Raw genomic sequence first — 14,953 nt, 5'->3', positions numbered from 1 at the left:
CGTAGCGAGATGGTCTGACAAGTTCGTGACTTTAGCGAGCCTGCTAATGGCTCAGTCGTCATCGAGACAACAACAACCAGCCAGGAAAAGCTATGCACTTCAAACGTCGTTCGCTGATCGCCGCCATCGTCCTGTCCTCCGGCCTGATGGCCGGCCCGCTGTACGCCGAGACCCTGGACATCGGGGTCATGGGTGAGCTGGCCTCCTTCGACACTTCGCAGGTCTCCGGCGGGGTATGGGAATCGCAGATCCTCATGGACGTCTACGAGGGTCTGCTCAAGCAGAACCCCGAAGGCGAGTTGATGCCCGGCATGGCCACCGAGTGGGAGGTCTCCGAAGACGGCAAGACCTATACGTTCCGTCTGCGCGAGGGTGCCAAGTGGTCGGACGGCGAGCCGGTCACCGCCGAGGACTTCGTGTTCGGCTGGCAGCACCTCCTCGACCCGGCCAGTGCCTCGAAGTACGCCTATCTGCTCTACCCGATCAAGAATGCCAAAGCGGTCAACTCAGGCGACAAGCCGCTCGACGCGCTCGGCGCCGAGTCGCTGGACGGTGGCAAGACCCTCAAGGTCACCCTCGAGTCGCCAACGCCGTTCTTCCTTCAACTGCTGACCCACTACACCGCGTATCCGGTACCCAAGCATGCCGTCGAGAAATACGGCGATGACTGGGTCAAGATGGACAACATCGTCACCAATGGCGCCTTCAAGCCCGTCGAGTGGATCTCGCAGTCGCGCATCAGCGTCGAAAAGAACCCCGAATACTATGACGCTGACGAGGTTTCCCTGGACGGTGTCAACTACTTCACCACCGAGGACCGCAACGCCGCGATCTCGCGCTTTCGCGCCGGCGAGCTGGACATCATCCGCGACTATCCGTCGAGCCGCTATCAGTGGCTGAAGGACAATCTGCCGGACGCCACCCACCTGAGCCCGATGCTGGGTTCCTACTACTACGTGCTCAACGCCCGCGAAGGCCGGCCGACCGCCGACGCACGGGTCCGCGAAGCGCTCAACCTGGTGGTGCGGCGCAAGGTGCTGTCCGAGCAGATCATGGCCGGCAGCTTCAAGGACGCCTACTCGCTGGTCCCGCCGGGCACCAGCCGTTACGAGGTTCAGCGCATGGACGGTGTCGATGGTGACTATCAGGCGCGCCTGGCCAAGGCCAAGCAGCTGATCAAGGAGGCCGGCTACGGCCCCGACAACCCGCTGAACCTGCAGCTTCGCTACAACACCTCCGACGAGCACAAGAAGATCGCCATCGCCCTGGCGGCGATGTGGAAGCCGCTCGGCGTCAATATCCAGATGACCAACGCCGAGGCCACCGTCCACTATCAGACCATTCAGCAGGGCGACTTCGATATCGCCCGGGCCGGCTGGATCGCCGACTACAACGATGCCGAGAATTTCCTGACCCTGCTGCGCAGCGGTGTCGGCAACAACTACGGCGGCTACTCCAACCCCGAGTACGACAAGTTGCTCGACCAGGCCGCCAATACGCTGGATCTCGACAAGCGCCAGCAACTCCTGCAGCAGGCCGAGAACGTCGCCCTCGACGACTACGCCCTGGCGCCGCTGCTCTACTACGTGACGCGCAATCTGGTGAATCCGTCGATCGCCGGCTGGCAGGACAACGCCGAGGACGACCACCCCTCGCGCTGGGTGACCTTCACCGAGTAAGCCCCCTTCCCATGACGAATTCGCCGCCCCTGCCGGGGCGGCGTGCGGAATACTCCATGCTGAGCTATACGCTGAAGCGGCTGCTGCAGGCCGTCCCAACGATGCTGGTGGTGATCACCCTTTCGTTTTTCCTGATGCGCGTTGCCCCGGGCGGCCCGTTCGACGGCGAGCGCCAGTTGCCACCCGAGATCGAGGCCAACCTCAAGGCGGCCTATCATCTCGACGACCCCTTGCCGATGCAGTACCTGCGCTACATGGGCAACCTGCTGCAGGGCGATTTCGGTCCGTCGTTCAAGTACAAGGACTTCTCGGTCACCGAGTTGATCGCCCAGGGCTTCCCGGTGAGTCTCGAGATCGGCGGGCTGGCGATCCTGCTCGCGCTGCTGCTCGGCCTGCCGCTGGGAATCATCGCCGCGCTCAGACGCAACTCCGGCGTCGATTATGCGGTGATGAGCGTGGCGCTGGCCGGCATCGCGGTGCCCAACTTCGTGATCGCGCCGATCCTGGCGCTGGTCTTCGGCGTGCTGCTCGCCTGGCTGCCGGCCGGCGGCTGGAATGGCGGCGCGCTGCCCAACCTGGTGCTGCCGGTGATCGCCCTGTCGATCCAGCAGATCGCCTACATCGCGCGGATGATGCGTGCCAGCATGATCGAGGTGCTCGGCAGCCACTACATCCGCACCGCGCGCGCCAAGGGACTCTCCGAGCGCCAGGTGATCTGGCGCCATGCGATCCGCCCGGCGCTGCTGCCGGTGACCTCCTACCTGGGGCCGGCGATCGCCGGGATCATCACCGGCTCGGTGGTGATCGAGCAGATCTTCGGCATTCCCGGCATCGGCCGCTACTTCGTGCAGGGTGCGCTCAACCGCGACTACACCCTGGTGATGGGCACGGTGGTGTTCTACGGCGCGTTGATCGTACTGATGAACCTGCTCGTCGATCTGATCTATTCCGCGCTCGACCCGCAAATCCGCTATGACGACTGACCGGCCAGGGATGCACTGCCATGACCACCGACACCACGCCCTACAGCGGCCACAACATGCCCGCCGGCGGCCCCAACCCACCCGCCGAGCCAGACCCGGCGGCCGGCGATCCGGTCGCTGGCGAGAGCCTGAGCCGAGACGCCTGGCGACGGCTCAAGCAGAACCGGGCGGCGATGGTCAGCCTGGTGCTGCTGATCGCGATCGCCGCGGCCTGCCTGATCGGCCCCTATCTGCTGCCCTGGGGGCTCGCCGAAGTCGACTGGAGCGCCTTCAACGCCGCGCCGAGCCTCGAGAATGGCCACTTCCTGGGCACCGACGCCAACGGTCGCGACTTGCTCACCCGCACCCTCTACGGCGGCCGCGTGTCGCTGTCGGTGGCGCTGGTGGCGAGCTTCGTCAGCCTGGTGATCGGGGTACTCTACGGCGCCATCTCCGGCTACGTCGGCGGACGCCTGGACAGCGTCATGATGCGCTTCGTCGACATCATGTACTCGCTGCCGTTCATGTTCCTGGTGATCCTGCTGATGGTGGTGTTCGGGCGCAACATCTTCCTGATCTATGCCGCCATCGGCGCGGTCGAATGGCTGGACATGGCGCGCATCGTGCGTGGCCAGACGCTGGCGCTCAAGCAGCGCGAATTCATCGAGGCCGCCCACGCGCTGGGCGTGCGCGATCGCAAGATCGTCACCCGCCATCTGATTCCCAACGCCATCGGCCCGGTGATCGTCTACGTCACGCTCACCGTGCCCAAGGTCATCCTGCTCGAGAGCTTCCTGTCGTTCCTCGGCCTCGGCGTGCAGGAGCCGCTGACCAGCTGGGGCGTGCTGATCTCCGAAGGCACCGACATGATGCAGAGCGCGCCGTGGCTGCTGATCGTGCCCTCGCTGTTCCTCGCCACGACGCTATTCTGTCTCAACTTCCTGGGCGATGGGCTGCGTGACGCCCTGGACCCCAAGACCCGTTAGGAAAACGCCATGTCCGACACGTTACTCGAAATCGACAACCTGACGGTCGACTTCCAACTGCCCACCGGCACGGTCTCCGCGGTCAAGGGGGTGAGCTTTTCGATCCAGCCCGGCGAGACGCTGGCGCTGGTCGGCGAATCGGGCTCGGGCAAGTCGGTGTCATCGACCGCCGCGATGCGCCTGCTGCCCGAACTGGCCCAGACCTCGGGCGCCATTCGCTTCAAGGGCGAGGATCTGTTGAGGGTCACGCCCAAGCGCATGCGGCGCATCCGCGGCAATGCCATCTCGATGATCTTCCAGGAGCCGATGACCTCGCTCAATCCGCTGCACCGCATCGGGGCGCAGATCGCCGAGGTGCTGGAAAAGCACCGCGGGCTCAAGGGCCGCAAGGCTCGCGCCAAGGTCGTCGACCTGCTCGAGCAGGTCGGCATTCCCGAGCCCGCCCGACGCTCACACAGCTACCCCTACGAGCTTTCCGGGGGCCAGCGCCAGCGAGTGATGATCGCCATGGCGCTGGCCTGCGAGCCGGAACTGTTGATCGCCGACGAACCCACCACCGCGCTCGACGTTACCGTTCAGGCGCAGATCCTGGCGCTGCTCAAGGACCTGCAGGCGCGCTATGGCATGGCGATCCTGTTCATCACCCATGATCTGGGCATCGTCCGCCACTTCGCCGACCGGGTGTGCGTGATGCGTCGCGGCGAGCTGGTCGAGAGCGGCACCACCGGCGAGGTGTTCGGCAACCCGCAGCACGACTACACGCGCATGCTGATCGATGCCGACCCCCACGGTCGCAAGGCGCCGGTCGACGACACCCTGCCGGTGCTGCTCGAGGCCAGGGGCCTGCGCGTGCGCTTCACGCTCAACAAACGCCTGTTCCGCGACAGCGAATACTTCGAGGCGGTGCGCGGTATCGACCTGAGCATCCGTCGCGGCCAGACCGTGGGCATCGTCGGCGAGTCCGGCTCGGGCAAGTCGACACTCGGCCGGGCGCTGTTGCGGCTGCTCAAGAGCCAGGGCGATATTCGCTTCGGCGATCACGATCTCAGTGTACTGGACGCATCGGGCATGCGCCCGCTGCGCTCGCGCATGCAGGTGGTCTTCCAGGACCCCTTCGGCTCGCTGTCGCCGCGCATGACCGTCGGCGAGGTGATCAGCGAGGGGCTGGGCGTGCATCATCCGGAATTCAACCGCCGCCAGCGCGAAGCGCAGGTGATCGCCGCACTCAAGGAAGTCGCGCTCGACCCGGCGATGCGCAATCGCTATCCCCACGAGTTCTCCGGCGGCCAGCGTCAGCGCATCGCCATCGCCCGGGCACTGGTGCTCAAACCGGAATTTCTGCTGCTCGACGAGCCCACCTCGGCGCTCGACCGTTCGGTACAGGTCACGGTGATCGACCTGCTACGTGAGCTGCAGCGCAAGCACGACCTGACCTACCTGTTCATCAGCCACGATCTGGCGGTGGTACGTGCGCTCGCCGATACCGTGCTGGTGATGAAGGAAGGGCGGGTCGTCGAACAGGGCACGACGCAGGAGATCTTCGCCAACCCCAGACAGCGCTACACTCAGGAACTGATGCGGGCGGCCTTCGTCAACGACGCCGCTTGACCAACGGCGCTGCAGGCCGTTCGCCAGAACCCGAAAAACCCGGCACCAGGCCGGGTTTTTCTCGATACGCCAAAGCGTACGCCAGGGTCAGAAGCGATAGGTCAGCTGCGCGCCGAAGCCGTGAGCGGAGTTCTCGTAGTCGGCCTGGTAGCGGTAGCCGTTCTCTTCGTCCGTCTGGCTCACCGGTGCGGTGTCTTCCCAGAGATAGGTGTAGGCCAGATCGATGGTCATGTCCGGCATGGGAGTCCAGCCGGCACCGAAGGAGACGGCGGTACGATCAGAGGACGGCACACGGACGGTACGGGCATCATCCGGAATCGGCGACTCGTCGACGGCCAGGCCGCTACGCAGTACCCACTGCGGGTTGAGCTGGTAGGCGGCGCCCACGGCGAACTGCCAGGCATTCTCGTAGCTTTGCGCCTCTTCGATCGGCATCACCTCGTTTTCGACGATCAGCTTATCGAAGCGGCTCCAGCGGACGAAAGCCGCCCCGGCCATCACCGTCCAGCGATCGTCCAGTTTATGGGTGATCGAGAAATCGATGGTTTCCGGCAACGTCAGGTCCAGCGAACCGGAGGAGCTAAGCGAGCCCATGGCGAGCGGATTGGCTGCCGAGCGCGATCCTATGCCCACGACATTGTCGAATTTGGCATCGCCTTCCAGTTCGTACTCGACCTTGGAACGATAGGTCAGGCCCAGCGTGGTCGATGGCATGGGACGATAGATCAGGCCGATATTGTAGCCCCATGCCTCGTCGTCACCATCGATCTTGACGCTACCGTCGCCGGCAGTCGTCGGGTTCAAGGGATTGGGCGTACGTGCATCGAGCTGGCCCTCCATCATGTTGTAGGTCACACCGACACCGACGGAAAACTGGTCATTGAAACGGTAGGAGAGCGTCGGCTGGGCGGTGATGACTTGGATTTCGGTCCTGTTGCCGAAGTAGCGTCCCTGGAAACCGCTCTCGTAGTCGGTGATCTGGCCGAACGGGGCGTAGACGCCAAAGCCGAACGCCATGCGATCATTGAGAGGATGGACGTAGTAGCCGAACGGGACCGCCGTCCCCGGCACCATATCGCCGTCATTGGAGCCGGCCGTCGACGTGAGCCCCAGCGCACCGGTGCTAGGGTTCAACACGGGCTGGGCCCCCGAAGCATTCTTGATATCGGTATTGACGTCGAGATACGTCGCCCCCGCGCTCAGCTGCGCACGATCGAGAAACGACATGCCCGCCGGGTTGCCGAACACGATGGTGGCATCGGACACGTTGGAAGTTCGCCCCGCAAAGGCAGATCCCTGCCCACTGACGCTCTGTTCGTTGAGCTGGAAGGCACCGGCCATGGCCTGGCTAGAAACCAGCGCCGCCGAGGCAGCGGCAATCGCGATGGTGAGCTTGTTGATCTTGTTGTGCATGATGATCCGTTCCCTATTCTTAAGCTGGCGTGATGATGGGCTTGCCCCTACCAGATAATGGCAGTCCTAGTCGTTTTGGCTGATCGATGAAACCAAGTCAAGAACAAACGACCGTTTCAATTGCCTGCAACACCTATCCATTGGTCGAAGACGATGCGTACCCTTCTCGCCAGGCCCCGCGCCATGCTGGATAGCGCGGAATCGCTATGTTGCGCTTGGCCGTTTTACCAACCCCTCGACCCGACCCTTTATCCATGTATGATCCTCAGGTTATAGATTCCTTGCCAAGAGCCTGCCCAGGAGGCGCCATGAAAGTCATCGAACTGGCCCGCAGCGCCGGCGTCACCGCCGAAACGGTGCGCCATTACACCCGCGAAGGCCTGCTTCATCCCGAACGTGATCCGCGCAACGGTTACCAGTGTTACGGCAACGACTCGCTGACCCGGCTGCGCTTCATTCAGCGTGCCCGCACGCTGGGCTTCAGCCTCAGGGAGATCGGCGAGATCCTCGGTCACGCCGACCACGGCGATTCGCCGTGTCCCATGGTGCGCGACCTGCTCGCCGCGCGTCTGCCCGAGATCCAGCAGCGCATCAGCGAACTCGAGCAATTGGCCGCGCGCATGGGAAGCGCGTTGAACAGCTGGGCCGAAATGCCCGATGGCGTGCCCGACGGCAATACCATCTGCCAGCTGATCGAGCACTGGAACCAACCGTGCCAATCCGCAAACAGCGTTCATGAGCGAGATCGTTCAACACCGCGCCACCACCTGGCCGCTGACCCCGGCGGCCTGACCTACGGCGGCTGACCAGCCCATCGTTCGTTAGCGCCTCATGGCTTCGGCATTGCTATGCTGAGTCGAATACCGCCATTTCCGGAGAGCCCATGCCGACCCTCAACGGCGTCCTCGAGACGGCGCTGTATGTCGCCGACATGCCGCGTGCCCGCGACTTTTTCGAAACGGTGCTGGGACTCGCGCCGTTCACCGCCGATCATCGCTTCACCGCCTACGATGTCGGCAACCGGACGGTACTGCTGCTGTTCTTGCACGGCGAGACCGGGCAGACCGTCATCCTGCCGGACGCGATGGGTACCATTCCGCCCCACGACGGCGCTGGGCGCAGCCATATGGCGCTGGCCATCGACGCCGACCAGCTCGGCGCCTGGCAAGCGCGGCTCGCCGAACACACGGTAGCAATCGAGGGGCGCACCCACTGGCCGCGTGGCGGCGAGAGCCTCTACTTTCGCGACCCCGACGGCCATCTGCTGGAACTCGCCACCCCCGGTGTCTGGCCGAACTACTAGCAGTGAGCGACTCATGGATGCCGAGGTGCACTGAAATCATCAATCTTCTTTCGGTCAGCCCTTGGTTCCAGGGAGAGCTGATTTATGTCGCGAGCGACGAGAGGCTGGCCATCGCCGGAACACAGCGACCGGAATTTACTCCAGTAAATGAGGATCGCGCGTACCGCCGATGGTCAGGATATCGAGCGCAGCAATAAATCAGCCTTCCCGGCAGAGCTCGGCATGCTCGATCATTAGCTGAAGCGACTCCTGCCCCTTCCAGCGGTTGCGCGAGAGCTTGTAGGCGCAGCGCAGCCGTGCACCGAGATCGAAGGCCGGCAATTCGCCCGGCGTCAGGGCGCGAAACCAGATCGCCCGCACGCTGGCCTGGCCCTGGCTCAAGGTCAGCATCACGTGGCTGCCATCGGCGCCGACCACCCGCAGGCCGTCGACCAGAAACTCGCCATCGAACAGCGGCGCGTCGAACTCGCGACCGAACGGCGCCAGCCGCTCGAGCTCGTCGAGGGTGGTCAGGCACAGCTGCGCCGCCAGCAGCTCGCCGTCGGTATACACGCAAGGGTACAGCTCGCACTCGCCGAGCTGTTCGTCGGCTGCCTGACGCAGCGCCGCGGCAAACTCCTCGAGCCGTTCGCGGGGCACGCCGACACCCGCCGCGCCGCGATGGCCGCCGAAGCGCGGCAGCGCCTGCGGCGCCAGCTCGTAGGCGCGCTGCAGCGCATCGCGCAGGTGCAGGCCGTCGATCGAGCGCCCCGAGCCGGTGAGCATGCCCGGCGTGACCGCCGGAGTCAGCACCAGCGCCGGCCGCCCGAAGGCCTGGACCAGCCTAGATGCGACGATGCCCTGCACCCCGGCATGGCCCTGATCGAGATGCACGATCATCACCCGGGCGCCTTCGGCGAGCTGGGCCATCGCCCGTTCGCGGGCCAGCTCGGTCATTTCGGCCTCGATCGCCTTGCGCGACTGGTTGTCGGCATCGAGCACTTCGAGATGCTCGCGCGCGCTGGCGTCGTCGGCGGCCAGCATGAAGTGCAACGCTGCATAGGGGTCGTCGAGCCGCGAGCGGGCGTTGATCCGCGGGCCCATCTGGAAGGCCAGCGTCTCGGCGTCGAACGGCGTGCTGTCGGCGCCCAGGCGCTCGGCCATCACCCGCCAGCAGGGCGACTGCATGCGATTGATCAGCGTCAGCCCCTGGGTCACCACCGCGCGGTTGATGGCGCTGCCGCCCAGCGAGACGCAGTCGGCGACGGTGCCCAGCGCCACGTAGGACAGCCACGGCGACAGCTTGGGCGTCGACGGCGAGGCATGGCCGATCTCGATCAGCACCGCGCGGCTCAGCGACATCAATAGCCAGGCGACCATGCAGCCGGCGATGGTCGGATCGGGGAAGCCGCAGTCCTCGCGGGTCGGGTTGATGGTGGCGTAGGCCGAGGCCGGCGGCCCCTCCACCGGCAAGGCGTGATGGTCGCTGACGATGACGTCGATGCCGGCCTCGCGCAGCCGGGCGATGCGCGGCTCGTCGGAAGAGCCACAGTCGGCGGTGATGATCACGCTGGGCCGCGGCGACAGCGCCAGCGCCCGCTCGACCAGCGGCAGGCTGATGCCGTAGCCATCAAAGATGCGATGGCCGATCAGGCTGTGCAGCTTGCAGGCCGGCACCCCGAACAGCTCGTTCAGGGTCCGCAGGATCACCACGTGCGAGGTGATGCCGTCGACGTCGTAATCGGTGAGGATGCCGATGTGCTCGCCCTCGGCGACCGCCCGGGCGATGCGCTCGGCACCGCGCCGGGCGTCGGTGAGCCGCTCGGGATGCTCGAGATGGCGCAGGCTGGGCGTCACCAGCGGTTCCAGCTCGCCCTGGTAGCCGGCGAGCCGCCCGGCGAGGATACGCGCCTGCAACTCGGAAAGCCCCGCATCGAGCCCACGCTGGTAGAGCGCCGCGTCGCGCGGGCGCGCCCGGATACGCCGGGTCAGCAGATCGCTGCTTGAGGATTCGGTCGGGGATTCGGTGATGACGGCGGGCACGACGGCTCCTTGCGACTCGGTCACGACGACAAAATACGAGGAACGAGGGGCCGCGCGAGTCGGCCCCTGAATACCGGACGGCGAATCAGGCGGCTGGCATGCGACGATGCTCGGCGACGAACGCCTGGACCACGGCCAGCTCGGCCGGCAGCACCGTATAGCGCTCCTCGCGCTCGAGCAGGTCGTCCATGTGCGCCGGAAGGGGCACGCCGGGAAAGCCGGCCTTGACCACCGCATCGGCGAACTTGGCCGGGTGGGCGGTGGCCAGGGTGATCATCGGCGTGGCGGCGTCCGCCCGGCAGACCTCAGCGGCGCGGTAGCCGGTAGCGGTGTGCGGGTCGAGCAGTTGCTTGGTGCGATGATGCGCCTCGCGGATCACTTCGAGGATCGTCGCATCGTCGACGCTGTGGCTGGCGAATTTCTCGCGCAGCCGGGCCAGCGGCGCCTCGGCCAGCGCGGCGGGCTCGTGCTGGAAGCGTTCGAGCAGCGCGCGTACCGCCTCGCCGTCGCGCTGGTAGGCGTCGAACAGCAACCGCTCGAAGTTCGATGACACCACGATGTCCATCGACGGCGCCAGGGTCGCCGCGAGTTCGCGCTTGGCGAAGTCGTTGTCGGCCAGCGTGCGGTGCAGGATGTCGTTGGCGTTGGTGGCGATCACGAACTGCTTGACCGGCAGGCCCATCTGGTAGGCCATGTAGCCGGCGAAGACGTTGCCGAAGTTGGCCGAGGGCACGCAGAAGCTGACCTCGCGGTGCGGCGCGCCGAGCGCCACGCCGGCGGCGACGTAGTAGACGATCTGCGCCATGATCCGCGCCCAGTTGATCGAATTCACTGCCACCAGCCGCGTACCGTCGAGGAACGCCTGGTCGGCGAAGCTGGCCTTGACCATCGCCTGGGCGTCGTCGAAGTTGCCCTCGATGGCGATGTTGAAGACGTTGTCCGCGAGCACCGAGGTCATCTGCCGGCGCTGCACTTCCGAGACGCGGTTGTGCGGATGCAGGATGAAGATGTCGAGATTGTCGCAATGCCGGCAGCCCTCGATCGCCGCCGAACCGGTATCGCCGGAGGTGGCGCCCATGATCACTGCGCGCTCGCCGCGCTTGATGAGGAAATGATCGAGGATCCGGCCCAGCAGTTGCAGGGCGACATCCTTGAAGGCCAGGGTCGGGCCGTGGAACAGCTCGAGCAGGAAGTGGTTGCTGTCGAGCTGATTGAGCGGCACCACCGCCTCGTGGCTGAACGTCGCGTAGGCGTCGTGGACGATGTCGCGGAAGGTCGCGTCGTCGATCTCGCCGCCGACGAACGGTTTCATCACTCGAAAGGCGATCTCGGCGTAGGACAGCCCGGCCATCGCCGCGAGTTCGTCGCGGGACAGCGTCGGCACGCTCTTGGGCACGTAGAGCCCGCCGTCGCTGGCCATGCCGGTGAGTACCACGTCTTCGAAGTTAAGCGCGGGCGCCTGCCCACGCGTGCTGATATAGCGCATGATTCACTCCGTGAGTGACGAGCTTCGAGCCTACGAGCCGCGAGCCATCTCGCTCGATGCCCGGAGCTCGCGGCTCGAAGCTGATGTCATTGCTGTTCGTCGAGCGACTCAACGCGGATCCGGGTCACCGGGCCGGCGATGTCCGACAGCGACTCGAGCTGGCGGATCACCTCGTTCATCTGCTTCTCGCGGGTGCGATGGGTGAGCAGGATGATCGGCACCAGCTCGCCCTCGGTGGCTTCCTTCTGGATGATCGCCTCGATCGAGATGCCCTGTTCGGAGAGGATCGTTGCCACCCGCGCCAGCACGCCGGGGCGGTCCACCGCCAGCAGCCGCAGGTAGTAGGCGGTGACGATGTCCTCCATGGGCAGGATCGGCAGGCTGTCATCGCCTTCGGTGATGCCGCTGAAGGCCAGGTAGGGCACCCGGTAATGATGTTCGGTGGCGATGTCGCGGGCCACGTCGAGCAGATCCGCGACCACCGCCGAGGCGGTCGGCTCGGCGCCCGCGCCGGCGCCGTAGTAGAGCGTCGGACCGACGGCATCGCCCATCACCGCGATGGCGTTCTTGACGCCGTGCACACTGGCCAGCAGGCGCTCCTTGGGGATCAGCGTGGGATGCACGCGCAACTCGAGACCGGCCTCGGTGCGCTTGGAAATGCCCAGGTGCTTGATGATGTAGCCGAGATTATCGGCCTGCTCGACGTCCTCGGCGGTGATCCGCGAGATGCCTTCGGTGTAGGCCTTCTCGAACTGCAGCGGCACGCCGTAGGCGATCGAGGCGAGGATGGTCAGCTTGTGGGCAGCGTCGATGCCCTCGACATCGAAGGTCGGGTCGGACTCGGCGTAGCCCAGCGCCTGAGCTTCGGCGAGCACGTCCTCGAAGGCCCGGCCCTCGTCGCGCATGTGGGTGAGGATGTAGTTGCCGGTGCCGTTGATGATCCCCGCCAGCCACTCGATGCAGTTGGCGCCGAGGCCTTCGCGGATCGACTTGATCACCGGAATGCCGCCGGCCACCGCCGCCTCGAAGGCGACGATCACCCCCTTGTCGTGGGCGGCCCGGAATATCTCGTTGCCGTGCACGGCGATCAGCGCCTTGTTGGCGGTGACCACGTGCTTGCCGTTGGCGATCGCCATCAGCACCAGTTCGCGGGCGACATCGTAGCCGCCGATCAGTTCGACCAGCACGTCGACGTCGGGATTCTGCGCCACCTCGAAGATATCGGCGGTGACCTTGACCCCGGTGGTATCGCAATCGGGGTTGTCGCGCCGCGCGGCGACCTGCTCGATGACGATCGGCCGCCCCGCGCGACGCGCGATTTCGTCGGCGTTGCGCATCAGCACATTGAACGTGCCGCTACCGACGGTCCCCAGCCCACAGATACCCACTCTCACCGGTTTCAACGTCATGCTCCCTATCTTGTCTGTATGGTCTCGACCCGGCCTGCGGCCGAACGCTTGTCTCCAACGCCTCCGCTCTCAGCCGGACTTGCGTGTATCGAGGCCAAGCATGTTGGCCAGTCGCTCGGCGGAAACGTAACCCGGCACCATGCGCCCGTCGGGCAGCACGATGGTGGGTGTGCCCTGCACGCCCAGCTCGAGCCCCAGATAATACTGCTCCGAGACCGGATTGTCGCAATCCGGGGCATTACTCAGCGTGTCGCCCCGCTTGGCCGCGCTCAGCGCCTCGGCGGGATTGGCGGCACACCACACCTGGGCGAATTGCCGCGCGCCGCCGGATTGCAGGCCGCTGCGCGGAAAGGCCAGGTACTCGACCTCGATGCCCATCTCGTTGAGCCGCGGCACTTCCTTGTGGAACTTGCGGGAATACGGGCAGGTGACGTCGGTGAAGACCTGGATGACGGCCCGGGGCTTTTCGCTGCCGCGGAAGACGATGCGCTGGTCTTCGGGCACGGCGGCCAGGCGTTCGGCGCGCTCGGCGTTATTGGCCTGCTGGGTCTGGTTGACCTGCCCCTCGGGGCGGTTGACGTTCAGCGCGCCGGCCTCCGGAGTCGCCGCCTGGGAGAGCGCAGCGATCGACAGGGTGGCGATGGCCAGCAGGCCGGCGGACAGAGTGCGTGACGTTCGATGCATGATTCAACCTCGTGGATGGTGTTCGGCGTGCAGCGCCTCCAGGCGCGCCTGCGCCACATGGGTATAGATCTGCGTGGTCGATAGATCGCTATGCCCCAGCAACAGCTGTACGACCCGCAGGTTAGCCCCATGATTCAACAGATGGGTGGCGAAAGCATGGCGCAGCGTGTGCGGCGACAGCGGCTTGTCGATCCCGGCCAAACGCGCATAGTGCTTGATGCGGTGCCAGAAGGTCTGGCGGGTCATGAAGCCGTCGCGGCGCCCCGTAAACAGCGGCGCCTGACGAATATCGTCCATCAACTGCCCGCGCCCGCCGCGCAGATAGCGCTCGATCCAGCGCTGGGCCTCCTCGCCCATCGGCACCAGGCGCTCCTTGTCGCCCTTGCCCCGCACCCGCACCACCCCCTGGCGCAGATTGACGCTGTCCTGGCGCAGACCGACGAGTTCCGAGACCCGCAGCCCGCAGGCATACAACAGCTCGAGCATCGCCCGGTCGCGCAGCCCCAGCGGCGTCTCGACGTCGGGCGCCTCGAGCAGCCGCTCGACCTCGGCCTCGTCGAGGGTGTCGGGCAATCTGGCATGCACCCGCGGCAGCCGCACTTCCGTCAGCGGGTCAGCATCGCACATTCCCTGGGCCAGCGCCCAGCGGTAGAAGCGCCTGAGACTCGACAATAGCCGCGCGTTGCTGCGCAGTTGATAGCCCGCCCGGCGGCGCGCCTCCAGCCAGTCGGGCAGCGTCTCGCCCCCCGGCTCGAGCAGCGCAAGGCCACGTTCCGTCAGGCACGCGCACCAGGCCTGCAGGTCATGACGATAGGCGCTCAGGGTATGCTCGCTGGCGCCCTGGTCGAGCCACAGGGCATCGAGAAAGGCATCGATCAGTTGAGTGTCGTCATCGCGACCGCTCATGGTGTCGTCCTATGTCGTCGCCATTGCCCGATGCACAGGGCCAGATACGCAAGCCAGATACGCAAAACCCCGCCCCGCAGGATGCGGCGACGGGGTCGCGTGGCGCGCTGAAGCGGGCTTGTCAGGCCAGCTTTTCCTTGATTCGCGCCGACTTGCCGCTGCGCTCGCGGAGGTAGTAGAGCTTGGCCTGACGCACGTCGCCGCGACGCTTGACCTCGATGGTCGCCACCTGCGGGCTGTAGGTCTGGAAGGTCCGTTCGACGCCGACACCGTGGGACACCTTGCGCACGGTGAAGGCGGAGTTCAGGCCGCGGTTGCGCTTGCCGATCACCACGCCCTCGAAGGCCTGCAGACGCTCGCGAGCGCCCTCGACGACCTTGACCTGCACGATCACAGTGTCACCGGGAGAGAACTCCGGAACGGCCTTCTCCATCTGCTCGGCCTCGAGCGCCTGGATCACCTTGTTCTTGCTACTCATGATGCAACTCCTTGACT

13 protein-coding genes are annotated in these 14,953 nt (G+C 65.6%); 6 read left to right on the top strand and 7 right to left on the bottom strand.

Annotation, left to right across the window (positions count from 1 at the left end):
* Positions 1-92: 92 nt before the first annotated feature.
* Genes K7I12_RS02135 through K7I12_RS02120 form a run of 4 tightly spaced genes read left to right on the top strand, consistent with a single transcriptional unit; the run spans position 93 to position 5,235 of the window.
* A complete protein-coding gene (locus K7I12_RS02135; protein ID WP_231662855.1) occupies positions 93-1,679 on the top strand; it encodes a peptide ABC transporter substrate-binding protein in 1,587 nt (528 codons plus the stop codon).
* Positions 1,680-1,735: 56 nt separating this feature from the next.
* Positions 1,736-2,662: an oligopeptide ABC transporter permease OppB gene (gene oppB, locus K7I12_RS02130; RefSeq protein WP_231662854.1), complete on the top strand. Its 927-nt coding sequence runs from the start codon at positions 1,736-1,738 to the stop codon at positions 2,660-2,662.
* A 56-nt stretch (positions 2,663-2,718) separates the two neighbouring features.
* Positions 2,719-3,627: an ABC transporter permease gene (locus K7I12_RS02125; protein ID WP_231662925.1), complete on the top strand. Its 909-nt coding sequence runs from the start codon at positions 2,719-2,721 to the stop codon at positions 3,625-3,627.
* A gap of 9 nt (positions 3,628-3,636) precedes the next feature.
* Complete coding sequence (locus K7I12_RS02120) at positions 3,637-5,235, top strand: ABC transporter ATP-binding protein (RefSeq protein ID WP_231662853.1); 1,599 nt, start codon at positions 3,637-3,639, stop codon at positions 5,233-5,235.
* A gap of 87 nt (positions 5,236-5,322) precedes the next feature.
* On the opposite strand, the gene K7I12_RS02115 is transcribed toward K7I12_RS02120, so the two are convergent.
* The gene (locus tag K7I12_RS02115) at positions 5,323-6,648 is read right to left on the bottom strand and encodes an OmpP1/FadL family transporter (RefSeq protein WP_231662852.1); all 1,326 of its coding nucleotides are present in this window, start codon (positions 6,646-6,648) and stop codon (positions 5,323-5,325) included.
* Positions 6,649-6,956: 308 nt separating this feature from the next.
* On the opposite strand from K7I12_RS02115, the gene K7I12_RS02110 reads away from it, so the two are divergent.
* Together K7I12_RS02110 and K7I12_RS02105 are read left to right on the top strand one after the other, a co-directional pair.
* A complete protein-coding gene (locus K7I12_RS02110; RefSeq protein WP_035575371.1) occupies positions 6,957-7,454 on the top strand; it encodes a MerR family transcriptional regulator in 498 nt (165 codons plus the stop codon).
* A 77-nt stretch (positions 7,455-7,531) separates the two neighbouring features.
* Positions 7,532-7,951, top strand: a complete 420-nt coding sequence (locus tag K7I12_RS02105) for a VOC family protein (protein WP_231662851.1) — start codon at positions 7,532-7,534, stop codon at positions 7,949-7,951.
* 198 nt (positions 7,952-8,149) lie between these two features.
* Here the strand turns inward: K7I12_RS02105 and K7I12_RS02100 are convergent, their stop codons facing one another.
* The 6 genes from K7I12_RS02100 to rplS all read right to left on the bottom strand — a co-directional run bounded on the left by K7I12_RS02100 (position 8,150) and on the right by rplS (position 14,936).
* Positions 8,150-9,973 (bottom strand): single-stranded-DNA-specific exonuclease RecJ, encoded by a 1,824-nt coding sequence (locus K7I12_RS02100; RefSeq protein ID WP_231662850.1) that lies wholly within the window; start codon positions 9,971-9,973, stop codon positions 8,150-8,152.
* 85 nt (positions 9,974-10,058) lie between these two features.
* Positions 10,059-11,459: a threonine synthase gene (thrC, locus tag K7I12_RS02095; RefSeq protein WP_231662849.1), complete on the bottom strand. Its 1,401-nt coding sequence runs from the start codon at positions 11,457-11,459 to the stop codon at positions 10,059-10,061.
* 86 nt (positions 11,460-11,545) lie between these two features.
* Positions 11,546-12,862 carry a homoserine dehydrogenase gene (locus K7I12_RS02090; RefSeq protein ID WP_031384716.1) on the bottom strand — a complete coding sequence of 439 codons (1,317 nt, stop codon included), beginning with the start codon at positions 12,860-12,862 and terminating at the stop codon, positions 11,546-11,548.
* Positions 12,863-12,937: 75 nt separating this feature from the next.
* Positions 12,938-13,552, bottom strand: a complete 615-nt coding sequence (locus K7I12_RS02085) for a DsbC family protein (RefSeq protein WP_231662848.1) — start codon at positions 13,550-13,552, stop codon at positions 12,938-12,940.
* Positions 13,553-13,555: 3 nt separating this feature from the next.
* Positions 13,556-14,458 carry a site-specific tyrosine recombinase XerD gene (gene xerD / locus K7I12_RS02080; RefSeq protein ID WP_231662847.1) on the bottom strand — a complete coding sequence of 301 codons (903 nt, stop codon included), beginning with the start codon at positions 14,456-14,458 and terminating at the stop codon, positions 13,556-13,558.
* A 121-nt stretch (positions 14,459-14,579) separates the two neighbouring features.
* A complete protein-coding gene (gene rplS / locus K7I12_RS02075; RefSeq protein WP_031384719.1) occupies positions 14,580-14,936 on the bottom strand; it encodes a 50S ribosomal protein L19 in 357 nt (118 codons plus the stop codon).
* Positions 14,937-14,953: the final 17 nt, after the last annotated feature.

Source organism: Halomonas sp. IOP_31 (assembly GCF_021151495.1).
GTDB lineage: Bacteria > Pseudomonadota > Gammaproteobacteria > Pseudomonadales > Halomonadaceae > Modicisalibacter > Modicisalibacter zincidurans.
This window is presented reverse-complemented; position numbering and strand designations above follow the sequence as displayed.

What these genes read in the sequence shown, in the direction of transcription:
- oppB (WP_231662854.1), top strand. Translation starts at nt 1,736, where the DNA reads ATGCTGAGCTATACGCTGAAGCGGCTGCTGCAGGCCGTCCCAACGATG.
- K7I12_RS02110 (WP_035575371.1), top strand. Translation starts at nt 6,957, where the DNA reads ATGAAAGTCATCGAACTGGCCCGCAGCGCCGGCGTCACCGCCGAAACG.
- xerD (WP_231662847.1), bottom strand. Translation starts at nt 14,458, where the DNA reads ATGAGCGGTCGCGATGACGACACTCAACTGATCGATGCCTTTCTCGAT.
- K7I12_RS02125 (WP_231662925.1), top strand. Translation starts at nt 2,719, where the DNA reads ATGCCCGCCGGCGGCCCCAACCCACCCGCCGAGCCAGACCCGGCGGCC.
- K7I12_RS02135 (WP_231662855.1), top strand. Translation starts at nt 93, where the DNA reads ATGCACTTCAAACGTCGTTCGCTGATCGCCGCCATCGTCCTGTCCTCC.
- rplS (WP_031384719.1), bottom strand. Translation starts at nt 14,936, where the DNA reads ATGAGTAGCAAGAACAAGGTGATCCAGGCGCTCGAGGCCGAGCAGATG.
- thrC (WP_231662849.1), bottom strand. Translation starts at nt 11,459, where the DNA reads ATGCGCTATATCAGCACGCGTGGGCAGGCGCCCGCGCTTAACTTCGAA.
- K7I12_RS02120 (WP_231662853.1), top strand. Translation starts at nt 3,637, where the DNA reads ATGTCCGACACGTTACTCGAAATCGACAACCTGACGGTCGACTTCCAA.
- K7I12_RS02105 (WP_231662851.1), top strand. Translation starts at nt 7,532, where the DNA reads ATGCCGACCCTCAACGGCGTCCTCGAGACGGCGCTGTATGTCGCCGAC.
- K7I12_RS02115 (WP_231662852.1), bottom strand. Translation starts at nt 6,648, where the DNA reads ATGCACAACAAGATCAACAAGCTCACCATCGCGATTGCCGCTGCCTCG.
- K7I12_RS02085 (WP_231662848.1), bottom strand. Translation starts at nt 13,552, where the DNA reads ATGCATCGAACGTCACGCACTCTGTCCGCCGGCCTGCTGGCCATCGCC.